We start from the raw sequence: 17,292 nt of genomic DNA, 5'->3' as shown, positions 1-17,292 counted from the left end.
TTAGCCATAAAAAACTGCACCTCAATGCTGGATTAAGTGTCCAACTTGTGAGGTACAGTCCATTATCTCAATTAATCCTAAGAAATTTTTGCCCAAGTATCACGCAGGCCAACGGTACGGTTAAATACCAAATTTTCTGCACTGGAATGACAACTATCAGCACAGAAATAACCTTCACGCTCAAACTGATAAGTTTGTTCTGATTTAGCATCAGCTAAACTTGGCTCAACAAAGCCCTGACGGATCACCAGTGACTCTGGATTGATTGTCGCCAGAAAATCATCCTCCGCACCGGGATTCGGTACGCAGAACAGACGATCATACAGACGGAATTCAGCAGCAACCGCATGAACCGCACTGACCCAATGAATGACACCTTTCACTTTCCTACCATCCGCTGGATCTTTATTCAACGTTTGATCATCGTAGCTGCAATAGATTGTCGTGATATTATCATCAGCATCTTTCTCAACGCGCTCCGCTTTAATGATATAAGCGTTACGCAGACGAACTTCTTTACCCAATACCAGACGCTTATATTGACGGTTCGCTTCTTCACGAAAATCTGCTCGGTCAATATAGATCTCACGACTAAATGGCACTTCACGGCTACCCATCTCCGGTTTGTTCGGATGATTAGGCATATTCAAAATCTGCTCCCCTTCTGGCATGTTTTCGATCACTAATCTAACCGGATCAAGAACAGCCATTGCGCGAGGCGCATTTTCGTTCAGATCATCACGGATACAAGATTCCAATGCCGCCATTTCCACATTATTATCCTGCTTGGTGACACCAATACGACGACAGAATTCACGAATAGACGCGGCAGTATAACCACGACGACGCAAGCCTGAGATCGTTGGCATGCGGGGGTCATCCCAACCTTCAACAATCTTATCTGCCACCAGCAGATTCAGCTTACGCTTAGACATAACCGTATATTCAAGGTTCAAGCGCGAGAATTCATATTGGCGTGGACGACAATCAATGGTGATGTTTTCCAGCACCCAGTCGTACAGGCGGCGGTTATCCTGAAACTCCAGCGTACACAGCGAATGTGTAATACCTTCAAGCGCATCAGAAATACAGTGAGTAAAATCGTACATTGGGTAGATGCACCATTTGTTACCACACTGATGATGTTCTGCAAATTTAATCCGGTACAAAACCGGATCACGCATCACAATAAAAGGGGATGCCATATCAATTTTAGCACGCAGACAAGCTTTACCTTCGTCAAATTCACCGGCACGCATTTTTTCGAACAACACCAAGTTTTCTTCAATATTGCGGTCACGATATGGGCTATTTTTACCCGGTTCTTTTAACGTGCCACGATATTCACGGATCTCTTCCGGGCTCAATTCATCAACATAAGCCAGACCTTTGTTGATCAATTCAATAGCATACTGATACAGCGTATCGAAATAATTAGAAGAGTAGCGAATATCGCCACTCCACTCAAAACCTAACCACTGAACATCATTTTTAATAGAATCGACGTATTCAACATCTTCCTTAACTGGGTTGGTATCATCAAAACGCAGATTACACTGCCCCTGATAGTCCTTTGCAACACCGAAGTTCAAACAGATAGATTTTGCATGACCAATATGCAGATAACCATTGGGTTCAGGCGGGAAACGAGTATGTACCGATGTATGTTTACCAGTTGCCAAATCTTCGTCAATTATCTGACGAATAAAGTTTGTCGGGCGGGCGTCTGCCTCACTCATTGTTTTATACCTCAATAATGCCAAAAACGCGTCACGTAACCGCATATAATCCAACAAGCAGTGCCGAGAAACAACCGTTTGTTCATGTAAATTGACGATTCAGTACAAAATTGGAGCGAAAAGACACTCAACAGTAGCACATGTCAACAATACAGCTCGCTTTATTATATACCCGTCATCTTTCAAGTTGCCTCTTTGTTGGCTGCACTCACTCACCCCGGTCACATCGTTATCTATGCTCCCGGGGATTCGCTCCCTTGCCGCCGCGATCCATCTTGAAATCCATAGGGTATAATTATCCGTGAAAACAAAGGAGGATTGAATAAGTTATGATAATGAAATAACCAGTGAAACAGTTTTTAACCTATATTTCATTCAATCATAACAGATATTACTGAATAACAATCATCCAATTTTAAAGAATAAATAATTGGCACTATATCCTATGGATTTCAATATACGAAAAAAACCTATTCACTATTAATCAGCAGTTACAATATATAAGCTCTTTAATTTCAAAAGCATGTTTTGAAGATAGTATGGGCAAAGCCTGGGAAGAAGTTTCAATAAGTTATATGGCAAAAAAAACCCGTTTCTGAGTGTCTATCATAACACTTCAACTATTCCTCAAATCAATGGGCACATACAAACGCCCATTTACAAAATTCCTGGCAACATCTTCCCGTAATTAAATCATTAAGTTAATTCAGTTAAAAATTTGAACCCGTTTACTACAGATGACTCAATTTATGCAATTTTAAACAATATCGCTACAGTGATCACAATTACTCACTTATGTGTAGCTTTTTATTATTTTTCGACTAAAAATAAGTTGTATTGCTGTTGTTAATAGCGAGCTATTTTTTCAATAAAACTTCCTACAACTAAGGTAAGCATTATGGGTATATTCAATTACTTGCAGCGATTGGGAAAAGCATTAATGCTTCCCATTGCCACGCTTCCCGTAGCGGCGCTTTTGCTACGTTTCGGTCAACCCGACGTATTTAATATTCCTTTCATCGCCAGCGCTGGCGGTGGTATCTTTGAAAACCTCCCTCTGCTATTTGCATTAGGTATCGCGATAGGCTTAGCAAAAGATAATGCTGGCGCTGCCGCGCTGGCAGGTGTCGTCGGTTTTTTAGTACTCACTAAAGCCACGTCAGTCATAGACTCGACTATCAATATGTCTTTTTTCGCAGGTATTATCGCAGGTATTGTTGCCGGTCATTGTTATAACCGTTTTTCAAATACACGTCTGCCAGAGTTTCTTGCTTTCTTCGCCGGTAAGCGATTAGTCCCTATCATGACCGGCATTATTTGTCTGTTCATTGCATGGATATGTGGCTATGTATGGCCATATGTCCAGCACGGTATTGATACTTTCAGCCTTTTAGTATCAAAGAGCGGCATGGCCGGATGGTTTACTTATGGTGTGCTTAACCGCTCTCTCATTCCATTTGGTTTGCACTATATCCTGCATTCTGTTTTCTGGTTTAGCCTAGGTGACTGTCTGAAAATTACTTATGACTTAGCCAGTTCTGTACATAATATCTGCCTGGCTCCAGATGTTGTCCGTTCTCTGACCGTCGGCGCAGCAGTTCCAGGTATTGATGGCTCTACCATTACCCAAATAGCCACCGATATGAGCCGCGGCGACTTGAACCGTTTCTTCGCCGGTGATCCACATGCCGGAATCTATATGGCCTGGGCTTATCCCATCTTTATGGGCGGTTTGCCCGGTGCTGCGCTGGCAATGTATCTTGCAGCACCAAAGGAACGTCGTCCTCAGATCGGCGGGATGCTATTATCCGTCGCTTTGACAACATTCTTAACCGGTATAACTGAACCAATAGAATTCTCATTCCTATTCTTGGCTCCAGCTTTATATGTTCTACATGCAATATTGGCTGGTGTTAGCATGGTTATCGTCAATTCATTGGGTATTCTGCATGGCTTTGGATTCTCTGCCGGATTAATTGACCTTGTATTGAGCTGGGGTCTGGCAACCAAGCCGTGGTTGTTAATCCCATTAATCGCCTTGTTCTTTGTGCTGTATTTTGTTTGCTTCACCCTCATGATTCGTATTTTCAACTTACGTACACCAGGCCGCGAAATTGGAGAAACAACCCAAGCGACTTCCGCCTCCCAAGACAACGAAACAATTCAACATTACATTACCGCTCTTGGTGGTGCACAAAATATTCATACCGTAGATGCCTGTATTACCCGTCTTCGCTTGACCGTTGAAGACAACACACAATTGGATGAACACCGGTTAAAACAATTAGGTGCAAAAGGCGTCCTGAAAATAGGTAAACAGAGTGTTCAAGTGGTATTGGGACCCCAGGCAGAAAATATTGCCGGGCAGATACGTACTCAGCTACCCTCAGATAGACCAGACAAAAGGTCACCAAATAAAAGATCGTAGTTAAAAACACCTCGAACTTAAAAGGGAACTCATCTCTCGTTCCCTTTTATTTTTCTTGCAAAAATAAGATGACTTAATAAGTGACAAAAACAGTAAAATCCCTCATTTCTCCTATTAATTTTCTGGCTATTTTTCGCATCTTATTTTAAGATGAAAAATATCTTTGAAGTACAGCATATCTCTGCTTATAAAAATGATTTAATATTCACGCGATAAAAAGATTAGTTAATCAACTAATTTATCCAACTGCTATAATTTCTTGTTTTAAGAGGCAATTATGAGGCTGATCCCCCTAACGAATGCAAGTGACGTTGGTAAATGGTCCGCACACTATATCGTTAGCAAAATCAATGCATTTAACCCCACCGCCGAGCACCCTTTTATTTTGGGGTTGCCAACCGGCAGTACACCACTGGCAACTTATAACGAATTAATTGCTCTGCATAAAGCAGGGAAAGTCAGCTTTAGACATGTCGTGACATTCAATATGGATGAATATGTCGGTATCGCCGAAAATCATCCACAAAGCTATCACCATTTTATGCACCAAAATTTCCTTGATCATATTGATATTCCAAAGGAAAATATCAACCTGCTCAATGGTAATGCTTCTGATGTCGAAACAGAATGTCAACGTTATGAAGACAAAATTAAATCTTACGGTCAGATTCATCTATTTATGGGGGGAGTCGGTAATGACGGTCATATTGCTTTCAATGAACCCGCATCATCCCTGACTTCCCGTACACGCATTAAAACACTTACCGTAGAAACCCGCACGGCTAACTCCCGCTTCTTCGATAATGATATTAATCAGGTGCCTAAATATGCCCTGACCGTAGGTGTAGGCACGTTAATGGATGCAGAAGAAATTATGATCCTTGCAACGGGTCTAAATAAGGCCCAAGCCATTCAGGCGGCAATTGAAGGCAATGTTAACCATATGTGGACAATAAGCTGTCTGCAAATGCATCCTAAATCCATCATTGTCTGTGACGAACCGGCAACAATGGAATTGAAGGTAAAAACAGTCAAATACTTCCATCAACTGGAAGCAGATATTATCAACGAATTCGCCAGCAAAAAATAAGAATCTACGCAGCCTGATGCCTCTCTCAGGCTGATTACCGTCATTATCTTCAATCATCATCTCCCGATCCCATAGGAGGCTAAGATGTATGCTTTAACCAACTGCATTATATATACCGGTCACAACAGACTAGATGAGCATGCCGTTATAATTGCAGACGACTTAATCAACAGTGTTTGCTCAATACAAAATTTACCAAAAGATATTGTCACACGCGATATGAATGGTGCAATACTTTGCCCCGGCTTTATTGATTTGCAAGTTAATGGTTGTGGTGGTGTTCAGTTCAACGATCAGTTGGAAAACATTTCAGAAAAAACACTGGATATCATGCAAAGAACCAATGAACGCTCTGGCTGCACCAGCTATTTGCCAACTCTGATTACCAGCACAGACGAATTGATGATAGCCTCTGTTGAGGTAATGCGCACCTATCTTAAACATAATCAGCATCAGGCCTTAGGTTTGCATCTGGAAGGACCTTATCTCAATCCAGCAAAGAAAGGCACTCATAATCCAGAGCTTATCCGTAAGCCTACATCTGAAATGATAAATTTCCTGTGCGATAACGCTGATGTCATCACTAAGTTGACCCTCGCACCGGAAATGGTTGAGCAAAAATATATTCAGCAGTTGGTAGAAGCCGGTATTGTTGTTTCTGCCGGTCATTCAAATGCCAGTTATGAAGAGGCCCGACAGGGATTCCAAAACGGAATTACTATCTCAACCCACCTTTATAATGCCATGCCTGCTATTTCGGGACGCCAACCCGGCTTGATTGGCGCTATCTTTGATACACCTGAAATCTATGCTGGAATCATCGCTGATGGTTTGCACGTTTCATGGCCAAATATTCGTAATACTAAACGTTTGAAAAATGATAAATTAATTTTGGTAACGGATGCGACGGTCCCAGCAGGACTTGATCCTGCCATCAGTAAAATGGAACATTTCACCTTTGCAGGTAAGGTCATATACTATCGCAACGGATTATGTGTTGACCAAAACGGCGTTCTAAGTGGCTCCTCTCTCACTATGATAGATGCCGTTAAAAATAGCGTTGAACATGTTGGTATTGCACTGGATGAAGCACTGAGGATGGCAACTCTTTACCCTGCCCGCGCAATTGGTGTTGATAAATATCTTGGCACTGTTGAAACCGGGAAAATCGCTAACCTCATTGTTTTCAGTCACGACTTTGAAATTCGCAAGACCATCGTTAACGGAAAAGAAACTGAACTTTGACGGACTAAATAGCTGATGAGTTATAACAACACACAAAAACAAATTGGTAATATTGACCTTGTAAAGCAACTTAACGGAGCCGTGGTATATCGGCTGATTGATCAACAAGGGCCAATCTCTCGCATTCAAATTGCTGAACAAAGTCAACTTGCGCCAGCTAGTGTGACTAAAATTACTCGTCAGTTACTTGAACGCGGCTTGATTAAAGAAGTCGATCAACAAGCCTCTACCGGAGGCCGCCGCGCCATTTCCATCGTTACAGAAAATCGCCACTTCCATACTGTTGGTGTCCGCCTTGGCCGCCATGATGCTACTCTTGCTCTTTATGATATGAGTGGCAAGGCATTGGTTGAAGAACATTATCCACTGCCTGAAGCGACTCAGCAAAAAGTTGAAAACCAGCTCATCAACGCAATAGAAAATTTTATCCAGCAAAATCAACACAGAATCTGCGAACTGATCGCCATTTCAGTTATCCTGCCCGGATTAGTTGACCCAGATACCGGCATCGTCCGTTATATGCCTCATATCAAAGTAACCAACTGGACTCTGGTCGATAACCTGAAAAAACATTTCAACATTAGCTGTTTTGTTGGTCATGATATCCGCAGCTTGGCATTGGCTGAACACTATTTCGGCGCCACCCGTGATTGTGAAGACTCAATACTGGTACGTATCCATCGGGGTACCGGTGCCGGGGTGATTATCAATAGCCAGATACTTCTCAATAATAGAGGAAACTTAGGTGAAATTGGTCATATTCAAATTGATCCACTCGGTGAACGCTGTCACTGTGGCAATTTTGGCTGCCTGGAAACTATCGCCGCTAACTCAGCGATAGAAGCGCGAGTTCAACATCAATTAAAGCAAGGTTTTCCAAGCCAGCTAACATTGAATAACTGCAATATCAGAGCTATCTGCCAAGCCGCTAATCAAAATGATCCATTAGCATCTGAAGTAATAAAAAGTGTCGGCCATTACCTCGGCAAAACTATCTCTATCGCGATTAATTTATTTAATCCACAGAAAGTTGTTCTGGCGGGAGAAATTACTGAAGCTCAGAAAGTACTCTTACCCGCTATTCAAAGTTGTATCAACTCTCAGGTCCTGAAAGAATTTCGTCAAGATCTGCCGATCGTTATTTCTGAATTAGTCCACTGTTCTGCTATTGGCGCCTTCGCTCTGACTAAACGTGCTATGCTTAATGGCGTTCTGTTACAACACTTACTCGAAGGGTAATGTTATTTTTTGTTGATTTTGCCATCAAAATGCTTATATGCCAAACAAACAAGCGACTTTAAACAGATTTCGAGAAAAAAGCAGTTGACGCATTTAGCTGATATACGCATAATGCGCCCCGCAACGCCGATGAAGGTAATGCAAAAAAGATGGCTACGTAGCTCAGCTGGTTAGAGCACAGCACTCATAATGCTGGGGTCACAGGTTCGATTCCCGTCGTAGCCACCATCTTTTGCGGGAGTGGCGAAATTGGTAGACGCACCAGATTTAGGTTCTGGCGCCGCAAGGTGTGCGAGTTCAAGTCTCGCCTCCCGCACCATTCATTCATCGAGTTGTCGTTACTCAGATGGGGTATCGCCAAGCGGTAAGGCACCAGGTTTTGATCCTGGCATACCCAGGTTCGAATCCTGGTACCCCAGCCATAATTCTGATAGCACAATTCTGACAACATGTTGCACAGTGACCACTTTCAGTTGGGGTATCGCCAAGCGGTAAGGCACCAGGTTTTGATCCTGGCATACCCAGGTTCGAATCCTGGTACCCCAGCCATTGACTGGATGTCGTTCACTGGTGTTTTTTAATAAATTTTCTCACATCAAAAAAGGCTACGTAGCTCAGCTGGTTAGAGCACAGCACTCATAATGCTGGGGTCACAGGTTCGATTCCCGTCGTAGCCACCATTTATTGGGGTATCGCCAAGCGGTAAGGCACCGGATTCTGATTCCGGCATTCCCAGGTTCGAATCCTGGTACCCCAGCCATATTTATCAATGTGTTACATGAAGCGACGTGTTGAAAAAATATACAGAAAGAATAGAAAAAGAATATACAGGTAGAATATATTTTGATGTAGAAGGCCGCCAAGAGGTGGTTTTTTTGCTTTCCAGCCCCCTATCTTTTCTTGCTTGCTTGTTAATTGCTGCATATAAAAAAGCAAACCGTCCACGCCATAATATAAACTTACGACGTGCTTGTAATCTTCACTACCAGTTCTATACCCTATGGATTTCAAGATGGATCGCGACGGCAAGGGAGTGAATCCCCGGGAGCATAGGTAACTATGTGACCGGGGTGAGCGAGTGCAGCCAACAAAGAGGCAACTTGAAAGATGACGGGTATATACGCTACAATCCCAACGCATACTTAAGCACCGCTTTTTTTATTACGCTAGCCCGTTGAGCTGCCATCAGCGCCAGATTACGAGCAACTTTCAGCCCTGGTAATTCATTACTGAACACGGTGTAAAATAGATCCATTCCAGCTTGCATCATTAGGTTATCCGGCATTCTACGGCGCTGATAACGCTTCAATACTTCCAATGAATCCCACTGTTCTGTTAATTCTCTCGCTTTCACCAAAACATCAAGCAGAGTATTCACATCCCGATAACCAAGATTTACTCCTTGCCCGGCCAGTGGATTAATGGTATGAGCTGCATCCCCCAACAATACTAATCCTTCACGCACATAACGGTTAGCATGATGACGAGTCAAAGGAAATGAACCAGCGGCAACGGGAGTCACTTTACCTAACCGTACAGGAAATGCCTGGAAAATCTCCTGTTCAAGTTGAGCCATTGACATTGTCTGTAATTGTCGTATACGTGCCGGTTTGTCATACCACACCAGCGAAGCCCATTGATCAAACAGTGGAAGAAACGCTCTCGGGCCAGAAGGAAAAAACTGCTGCCAAGTCATATCCTGCTGTGGCTGTTCTGTTTTTACCGTGATCAACATACAAGACTGTCTGTACTGCCAACCACGACTGCCAATTCCTGCCATTTGCCGAACCTGAGAACGAGCACCATCAGCCCCAACAATCAAACGTGCAGCCATTTTCATTCCATCAACCAGAGTCACTAACCACCCTACTTTCTGCCACTGCATTGATTGCAATACTGCCGGGCATAGCAAAGTCAAATTGGGATATTTTTCAAACTGCTGCCACAGAGCCAGTTGCAAGATACGGTTTTCAACCATATAGCCCAACTCAGGCAGCCCTAAACTTTGTGCATCAAACACCAAATTAGAATCATTCTGTTCCCAGGTCTCTAATCTACGATACGGCGCACTGCGCATCTGTAATACCGCATCCCATGCGCCAAGTTGTTTGAACAAATCGACAGAAGCACAACTGATTGCTGATACGCGTACATCTGGCTGACTCTGTGTATCATAAGATTGTGGTGGTTGATGATCCAATAAAGCGACTTTCCAACCTTCCTGTGCCAACCCCAATGCTGTTGCAGCGCCGATCATGCCAGCACCGACCACCACTACATCAAAAATCTGTTGTGAATTATTCATATCAGCCATGCTATTAACCCATTGATTAGTACAGTGTACCGAATTTTTAATTCTCCGGTAGAGAATATCCTGTTTAACAGTCTGGTCACTGCTCCTGCAAATGACTACAATATCCGACAACTTTATGCCTAATACACAATTGCTTTTGCCGTGTAATAACACTTTTCAGCGCGGTAGAAAGCTCGGATGCACAAGAAAATGTCGACGATAAAAAAACTGTATATTAAAACTTGGGGCTGTCAGATGAATGAATATGATTCATCTAAAATGGCCGACCTGCTGGAAAGTACTCACGGTTATCAGTTAACCGATGTCGCCGAAGAAGCAGACATTTTGCTATTGAATACCTGTTCAATCCGCGAAAAAGCACAGGAAAAGGTTTTCCATCAATTAGGCCGCTGGAAAAACCTAAAAGATACTAATCCTGATATCATCATTGGAGTCGGTGGCTGTGTAGCCTCTCAGGAAGGAGATTTCATCCGTCAGCGCGCTCAATGTGTGGATATCATTTTCGGGCCGCAAACATTGCACCGTTTACCTGAAATGATCAACCAGGTGAAAGGCACCCGCAGCCCGGTTGTTGATATCAGCTTCCCGGAAATCGAGAAATTTGACCGTCTACCTGAGCCGCGTGCTGAAGGTCCGTCTGCATTCGTTTCTATTATGGAAGGCTGCAACAAATACTGTACTTTCTGTGTCGTACCTTATACTCGCGGAGAAGAAGTTAGCCGCCCATGTGATGATATTCTGTTTGAAATCGCTCAACTTGCCGCTCAAGGCGTACGTGAAGTCAACCTTCTCGGTCAAAACGTGAATGCTTATCGTGGTGCCACTTATGATGGTGATATCTGCTCTTTCGCTGAGTTAATTCGTTTGGTAGCGGCTATAGATGGTATTGACCGTATTCGCTTTACGACTAGCCACCCAATTGAGTTTACAGACGATATTATCGCTGTTTACGAAGATACACCGGAATTGGTTAGCTTCCTACATCTACCGGTGCAAAGTGGCTCGGACCGTATTCTAACGTTGATGAAACGTGCCCACACAGCCCTTGAGTATAAAAGCATTATCCGCAAACTGCGTAAAGCACGTCCTGATATCTTGATAAGCTCTGACTTCATTATCGGATTCCCAGGTGAAACCCAAGATGACTTCGAGAAAACCATGAAACTGATCGCTGATGTCAATTTCGATATGAGCTACAGCTTCATCTATTCTGCTCGTCCGGGAACGCCGGCAGCCGATCTGCCTGATGACGTCAGCGAAGAAGAGAAGAAACAGCGACTTTACCTGTTACAACAACGTATCAACCAACAAGCTATGAGCTACAGCCGTGCTATGTTGGGCAGTGTACAACGTATTCTGGTTGAAGGAACTTCCCGTAAGAATGTGATGGAACTTTCTGGCCGTACCGAAAACAATCGGGTTGTCAACTTTGAAGGCCAGCCTGATATGATTGGCAAATTCGTTGATGTTGAAATTGTTGATGTCTACGCCAACTCACTACGCGGTAAAGTTATCCGTACCGAAGATCAAATGGATCTTCGTACACACGAATCACCTGAGTCCGTTATAGCCCGTACCCGTAAAGAAGATGAAATCGGGGTCGGCACTTATCAGCCATAAATATAGAGATAATCAGTGATTCAACAAATTCATTCACAAATAGCAACTCAGGAAATTTTCCTCGAACCCGCCGACAATCAGCGCCTAATGAGCCTGTGTGGTCCGTTTGACGACAATTTGAAACAGCTTGAACGTCGGCTAGGTATTGAAATTAACCGTCGTGATAACCGTTTTAAACTGATGGGCAAACCGCTGTACGTTAGCGCAGCCACCAATATCCTACGGCATTTATATGCGGAAACTTCCCCTGTCCGTGGTGTGATCCCAGATATCAAGCCAGAACAGATTCATCTGGCAATTACCGAGAGCCGGGTTCTGGAGCAAACTGCCGAGAGCATACCCGAATACGGTAAATCCGTTAATATTCGCACCAAACGCGGCATGGTGAAACCACGTACGCCCAATCAGGCACAGTATATTGCCAATATTCTTAGCCACGATATTACGTTCGGGATTGGCCCCGCAGGCACAGGAAAAACTTACCTGGCCGTTGCAGCTGCGGTTGATGCACTGGAACGACAAGAGATTCGCCGTATCCTGCTAACCCGTCCGGCCGTCGAAGCAGGCGAAAAATTGGGTTTCCTACCGGGTGACCTGAGCCAAAAAGTGGATCCGTACTTGCGCCCACTCTACGACGCTTTGTTTGAAATGCTCGGCTTTGAAAAAGTTGAGAAGCTGATCGAACGTAACGTTATTGAAGTTGCTCCATTAGCTTATATGCGAGGACGAACCCTGAACGACGCTTTTATTATTCTGGATGAGAGCCAGAATACAACCATCGAACAGATGAAGATGTTCCTGACCCGTATCGGCTTCAACTCCAAAGCGGTTGTTACCGGTGACGTTACGCAGATTGACCTGCCTCGTGGGCAAAAATCCGGCCTACGCCATGCCATTGAAGTTCTATCAGGCGTCGGCGAGCTGAGTTTCAACTTTTTCCACAGTGATGATGTTGTCCGCCATCCGGTGGTTGCCAAAGTTGTCATTGCCTATGAAGAGTGGGAAGCAACCGAGCAAAAACGCAAACAGGCACTCAGTGAACAACGCAAGCAGGAAGCACAATGAGTTCAGTAATACTTGATTTACAAATTGCCTGTGAGCATTCACAAGGTCTTCCTGAAGAAACCCTGTTCCAGCGGTGGCTGGACGGGGTTTTACCTCAATTTCAATCTGAAAGCGAAGTCACTATCCGCATTGTTGATAAGGCAGAAAGCCACGATTTAAATCTGACCTACCGTGGTAAAGATAAGCCAACAAATGTGTTATCTTTCCCATTTGAGGCACCACCAGAGGTTGATTTACCCCTGCTTGGCGATTTAATTATTTGTCGTCAAGTCGTTGAAAAAGAAGCGGAGGAGCAACAAAAAACAATAGAAGAACATTGGGCGCATATGGTTGTCCACGGCTGTCTACATCTGCTGGGTTATGACCATATCGAAGATGATGAAGCTGAAGAAATGGAATCTTTGGAAACAGAAATTATGCAAAAGTTAGGTTATACTGACCCCTATCTTGCAGAAAAAGAGTAACCATTCGTACCATTTTTATGCTAAAAAATACCAACAATAACTTATTTAATGGGAAATTTTCATTAAAACTCCATGAGCGACGACCATCCTTCAAATAACGACAACCCTGGCCCTAAGAAAGGGTTTTTCACTCTTCTTCTTAACCAGCTTTTCCATGGTGAGCCAAAAAGCCGTGATGAACTGGTGGAATTGATCCGTGACTCTGAACAAAACGATCTGATTGATCCTGATACCCGCGATATGCTCGAAGGGGTAATGGATATTTCCGATCAGCGTGTCCGGGATATCATGATCCCCCGTTCTCAAATCGTTACCTTAAAACGTAATCAAACCCTGGACGAATGTCTGGATGTAATTATCGATTCGGCTCATTCTCGTTTCCCTGTGATCAGTGAAGATAAAGATCATATTGAAGGGATTTTAATGGCAAAAGATCTATTGCCATTTATGCGCACCGATGCCCCACCATTCAGCATAGATAAGGTTCTGCGTCAGGCTGTCGTTGTACCTGAAAGTAAACGGGTTGACCGCATGCTGAAAGAATTCCGTTCTCAACGTTATCATATGGCAATCGTCATTGATGAGTTTGGTGGTGTATCGGGCCTAGTCACTATCGAAGATATTCTTGAACTGATCGTCGGTGAAATTGAAGACGAATACGATGAAGAAGAAGATGTCGATATTCGTGCTTTGAGCCGTCATACCTATACGGTACGAGCGCTGACTCAGATTGAAGACTTTAATGAAGCCTTTAGCACCCAATTCAGTGATGAAGAAGTGGATACTATTGGCGGTCTGGTTATGCAGGCATTCGGTCATTTACCCGCCAGAGGAGAGTCCGTTGATATCAACGGCTATCTCTTTAAAGTTGCTATGGCCGACAGCCGAAGGATTATTCAGGTTTATGTTACGATACCGGACGATGCGCCAATACCTAATCTTGAAGAAGAATAAAATCTGAATGAACAAAGCTTCATTATTAAATTGCCAGCGGCTGCGCGCCTTACTGGCACTGTTTTTTGGAGCCAGTGGAACACTGGCTTTTTCGCCTTTTGACTTCTGGCCCGCCGCGATTATCTCCCTGTTTGGACTACAACTTCTGACTTTAAACAGAACACCCCGACAAGCGGCATTTATTGCTTTTTGTTGGGGGTTCGGTCTGTTCGGCAGTGGTACAAACTGGGTGTATGTCAGTATTGCTAATTTCGGTGGCATGCCAACAGCAGTCAATATTCTGCTGGTCATATTACTTGCCGCCTATCTCTCGCTCTATCCTGCTTTATTCGCTGGCTTACTCAATCGTTTCTTCGCAAAAACGAACGGGTTGAGGCTGGCTGTAGCAGCACCTGTATTATGGCAACTCACAGAATTCCTGCGAGGCTGGATTCTAACCGGTTTCCCCTGGCTACAATTCGGTTACAGTCAATTAGATGGTCCGATGAAGGCTATCGCGCCAATTTTCGGTGTTGAAGCAATCACTTTCCTGCTAATGGCTATCAGTGGGTTATTCGTTCTGGCTGTGGTACACCGGAAAATTGTCGCGGGTATTATCGCTATCGTCATTCTACTGTTACCATTGCCTATGCGTCATTATCAATGGTACAGCCTACAACCTGAAAAAACCGTTGATGTAGCGCTAGTTCAAGGAAATATTCCACAGTCCCTGAAATGGGACCCTAAAATGCTCAGCGAAACTATAGACATTTACATGGGCAACAGCCTGCCATACATCGGTAAAATACCGATAATCATCTGGCCGGAATCCGCTATTCCTTCATTGGAAAGTTATCAACGCCACTTTCTAACAAAATTGGATGAGCTATTACGTAATCAACATACCAGCCTTATTACCGGTATTGTCGATGAAAGAGCCGTTGGCGACAGTGATAAAATCTATAATAGCGTGATTGTCCTCGGCGATAAAAGACCTTATCAATATCCAGCAGCTATTCGCTACGATAAATATCATCTGGTACCATTCGGTGAATTTGTCCCGCTGGAATCCCTACTCCGGCCTCTGGCGCCATTCTTCAACTTACCCATGTCTTCATTCAGCCGTGGCAACTACATTCAACCGCAGCTTTCTGTTGCAGGATATAACCTGACGGCTGCTATTTGTTATGAAATCACACTGGGTGAACAAGTTCGTGCGAATTTCAAGCCGGATACCGAATTCTTACTCACTGTTTCCAATGATGCTTGGTTTGGTGGTTCAATCGGCCCTTGGCAGCATTTCCAAATGGCGCGCATGCGTTCCCTTGAATTAGGACGCCCGTTACTACGTGGTACCAATAACGGCATTACAGCCGTTATCCGCCCGGACGGAAAAGTGCAAGCAGCACTTCCACAATTTACCCGTAATGTTTTGGTAGCTAAAGTGACACCTGCAACCGGGATAACACCCTATGCACGCTGGGGTAACTGGCCGGTATGGATAATTACCGTATTGTTTGCCCTGTTTGCCTTAACGTATAACCGCCGTAAATCTTAATCCAAATATCCATATAGCCAAAAGGGAGCAAAAATGCTCCCTTGAGATTGTCGATTTAACATTATTAATCGGCCTTATCAACCTATGGAATCGTCTGGCGATTAGTATGAAATATACCTTGCCCAATTCAATCGTTGACCCATCCTAAAATAATTTGGCATGGTTAATAATCAACTATGCCAACTCTCAATAACTGATATCACTCTATGTTATACAAATAACCTACTTAAACAACTTATTGGTATTAATTTTACCCTTCTTTATTATTTTGGCACGCTAATTGCTGCTATATCTATGAATGAAAAGGAAAATAGCTGTTTCACTAATAAAAAATGGGAACATGCACCAAAAAAATGATAATCACGTATCTTTATTGTGCAAGATAAACAACATTGTTCATTTATAGTGCGAGACAGCTCCCGAAATAGAAACAATTCATTTTCATTATCTAACCCTTTTGTACTATTTTTTAACACTATATGTACATATAACAGCAAATGATCCTCGATAAAAAACAAATCCCAGAGAGTCTTTTGCAAACACAACATCGCAAACGATAGCCACATTAAAGGAGTTATATATGCGTATGCGTAACCTAGTATTAACCATGATGTTACTTGGCATCGCGGGGGCTGCTCAAGCCGAAGAATTAACGGGAACACTGAAAAAGGTTAAAGATGATGGTGTGATCATTGTGGGACATCGTGAATCCTCCGTACCTTTTGCTTACTACGATAACCATCAAAAAGTCGTCGGCTACTCTCAGGATTATTCTAATCTGATTGTTGAAGCAGTGAAGAAAAAACTGGACATGCCAAATCTGCAAGTAAAATTGATACCCGTGACTTCGCAAAATCGCATCCCATTGCTACAAAATGGAACTTATGATTTCGAATGCGGTTCCACTTCCAATAACCTTGAACGTCAGAAACAAGTCACTTTCTCTAACAGCATCTTTATTATTACGACGCGTTTGCTGACTAAAAAAGGTTCCGGTATAAAAGATTTCCCAGATTTGGCAGGTAAAAATGTCGTTGTCTCAGCAGGTACGACTTCTGAAATATTGCTGAATAAACTCAACGATGAGAAAAACATGAAAATGCGCATCATCAGTGCAAAAGATCATGGTGACTCATTCCGTACTCTGGAATCTGGCCGTGCAATCGCCTTTATGGTAGATGATGCACTACTAGCAGGTGAACGCGCTAAAGCGAAAAAACCTGATCAATGGGAAATTGTTGGTACACCTCAATCTAGAGAAGCCTATGGTTGCATATCACGCAAAGACGATCTTCAATTCAAGAAGCTGATCGATGAGACCATTGTTCAAGCGCAAACCTCCGGAGAGGCAGAGAAATCATTTGAGCGCTGGTTCAAACACCCCATTCCACCCAAGAACTTGAACTTGAATTTCTCTTTGTCTGATGAAATGAAAGCACTATTTAAATCGCCAAATGATAAGGCACTTGACTAGAAATATAATTAGAAAAATGACTATTTGATTGGCATCACAGGGTGCGAGGTGGCCGTTCCCTACCTCGCTTTTTTTTCTCAGCCAATCAATCGTTTTCAGGGGATCAAGCTACACCCTAACAGG

14 protein-coding genes and 6 tRNA genes are annotated in these 17,292 nt (G+C 43.4%); 17 read left to right on the top strand and 3 right to left on the bottom strand.

Features of this window, described 5'->3' with window-relative positions; all coding sequences use genetic code 11:
- Window positions 1–77: 77 nt before the first annotated feature.
- Together glnS and AAC155_RS02740 are read right to left on the bottom strand one after the other, a co-directional pair.
- A complete protein-coding gene (glnS, locus tag AAC155_RS02745) occupies window positions 78–1,739 on the bottom strand; it encodes a glutamine--tRNA ligase (protein WP_113040933.1) in 1,662 nt (553 codons plus the stop codon).
- A gap of 99 nt (window positions 1,740–1,838) precedes the next feature.
- Entirely contained in the window at window positions 1,839–1,964 is a 126-nt protein-coding gene (locus AAC155_RS02740; RefSeq protein ID WP_262405098.1) for a hypothetical protein, read from the bottom strand.
- A gap of 673 nt (window positions 1,965–2,637) precedes the next feature.
- Here AAC155_RS02740 and nagE point away from each other — a divergent pair.
- From nagE to AAC155_RS02685, 11 genes are all read left to right on the top strand, one after another.
- Window positions 2,638–4,167, top strand: a complete 1,530-nt coding sequence (gene nagE / locus AAC155_RS02735) for an N-acetylglucosamine-specific PTS transporter subunit IIBC (protein WP_113040932.1) — start codon at window positions 2,638–2,640, stop codon at window positions 4,165–4,167.
- Between the two features lie 277 nt (window positions 4,168–4,444).
- Entirely contained in the window at window positions 4,445–5,257 is an 813-nt protein-coding gene (gene nagB / locus AAC155_RS02730) for a glucosamine-6-phosphate deaminase (RefSeq protein WP_113040931.1), read from the top strand.
- An 84-nt stretch (window positions 5,258–5,341) separates the two neighbouring features.
- Window positions 5,342–6,502 (top strand): N-acetylglucosamine-6-phosphate deacetylase, encoded by a 1,161-nt coding sequence (nagA, locus tag AAC155_RS02725; RefSeq protein WP_113040930.1) that lies wholly within the window; start codon window positions 5,342–5,344, stop codon window positions 6,500–6,502.
- 15 nt (window positions 6,503–6,517) lie between these two features.
- Entirely contained in the window at window positions 6,518–7,741 is a 1,224-nt protein-coding gene (gene nagC / locus AAC155_RS02720) for a DNA-binding transcriptional regulator NagC (RefSeq protein ID WP_113040929.1), read from the top strand.
- Between the two features lie 151 nt (window positions 7,742–7,892).
- A tRNA-Met gene (locus AAC155_RS02715) sits at window positions 7,893–7,969 on the top strand.
- 6 nt (window positions 7,970–7,975) lie between these two features.
- Window positions 7,976–8,060: transfer RNA gene (locus tag AAC155_RS02710), tRNA-Leu, on the top strand.
- A 28-nt stretch (window positions 8,061–8,088) separates the two neighbouring features.
- Window positions 8,089–8,163 (top strand) — tRNA-Gln (locus AAC155_RS02705).
- 52 nt (window positions 8,164–8,215) lie between these two features.
- A tRNA-Gln gene (locus AAC155_RS02700) sits at window positions 8,216–8,290 on the top strand.
- 54 nt (window positions 8,291–8,344) lie between these two features.
- A tRNA-Met gene (locus tag AAC155_RS02695) sits at window positions 8,345–8,421 on the top strand.
- Between the two features lie 5 nt (window positions 8,422–8,426).
- Window positions 8,427–8,501: transfer RNA gene (locus AAC155_RS02690), tRNA-Gln, on the top strand.
- Window positions 8,502–8,529: 28 nt separating this feature from the next.
- On the top strand, window positions 8,530–8,778 hold the full coding sequence (locus tag AAC155_RS02685; RefSeq protein ID WP_146748040.1) for a hypothetical protein: 249 nt from the start codon (window positions 8,530–8,532) through the stop codon (window positions 8,776–8,778).
- An 86-nt stretch (window positions 8,779–8,864) separates the two neighbouring features.
- On the opposite strand, the gene ubiF is transcribed toward AAC155_RS02685, so the two are convergent.
- Window positions 8,865–10,046: a 3-demethoxyubiquinol 3-hydroxylase gene (ubiF, locus tag AAC155_RS02680; protein ID WP_113040963.1), complete on the bottom strand. Its 1,182-nt coding sequence runs from the start codon at window positions 10,044–10,046 to the stop codon at window positions 8,865–8,867.
- Between the two features lie 198 nt (window positions 10,047–10,244).
- On the opposite strand from ubiF, the gene miaB reads away from it, so the two are divergent.
- From miaB to AAC155_RS02650, 6 genes are all read left to right on the top strand, one after another.
- Window positions 10,245–11,675, top strand: coding sequence for a tRNA (N6-isopentenyl adenosine(37)-C2)-methylthiotransferase MiaB (gene miaB, locus AAC155_RS02675; protein WP_113040928.1), 1,431 nt, complete (start codon window positions 10,245–10,247; stop codon window positions 11,673–11,675).
- Window positions 11,676–11,762: 87 nt separating this feature from the next.
- Window positions 11,763–12,740 (top strand): PhoH family protein, encoded by a 978-nt coding sequence (locus AAC155_RS02670; protein ID WP_191214707.1) that lies wholly within the window; start codon window positions 11,763–11,765, stop codon window positions 12,738–12,740.
- The gene (ybeY, locus tag AAC155_RS02665; protein WP_113040927.1) at window positions 12,737–13,204 is read left to right on the top strand and encodes an rRNA maturation RNase YbeY; all 468 of its coding nucleotides are present in this window, start codon (window positions 12,737–12,739) and stop codon (window positions 13,202–13,204) included. Before AAC155_RS02670 ends, ybeY begins: the two co-directional genes overlap by 4 nt.
- Window positions 13,205–13,276: 72 nt before the next feature.
- Window positions 13,277–14,158: a CNNM family magnesium/cobalt transport protein CorC gene (gene corC / locus AAC155_RS02660; RefSeq protein WP_113040926.1), complete on the top strand. Its 882-nt coding sequence runs from the start codon at window positions 13,277–13,279 to the stop codon at window positions 14,156–14,158.
- A 7-nt stretch (window positions 14,159–14,165) separates the two neighbouring features.
- The gene (lnt, locus tag AAC155_RS02655) at window positions 14,166–15,695 is read left to right on the top strand and encodes an apolipoprotein N-acyltransferase (RefSeq protein WP_113040925.1); all 1,530 of its coding nucleotides are present in this window, start codon (window positions 14,166–14,168) and stop codon (window positions 15,693–15,695) included.
- Window positions 15,696–16,275: 580 nt separating this feature from the next.
- Entirely contained in the window at window positions 16,276–17,169 is an 894-nt protein-coding gene (locus AAC155_RS02650) for an amino acid ABC transporter substrate-binding protein (protein WP_113040924.1), read from the top strand.
- The last annotated feature ends 123 nt before the right edge of the window (window positions 17,170–17,292 follow it).

The organism is Photorhabdus sp. HUG-39 (genome assembly GCF_963878365.1).
GTDB classification, from domain to species: domain Bacteria; phylum Pseudomonadota; class Gammaproteobacteria; order Enterobacterales; family Enterobacteriaceae; genus Photorhabdus; species Photorhabdus kayaii.
Note: the sequence above shows the minus strand (reverse complement) of the source record. Positions and strands in the feature narration are given on the sequence as shown.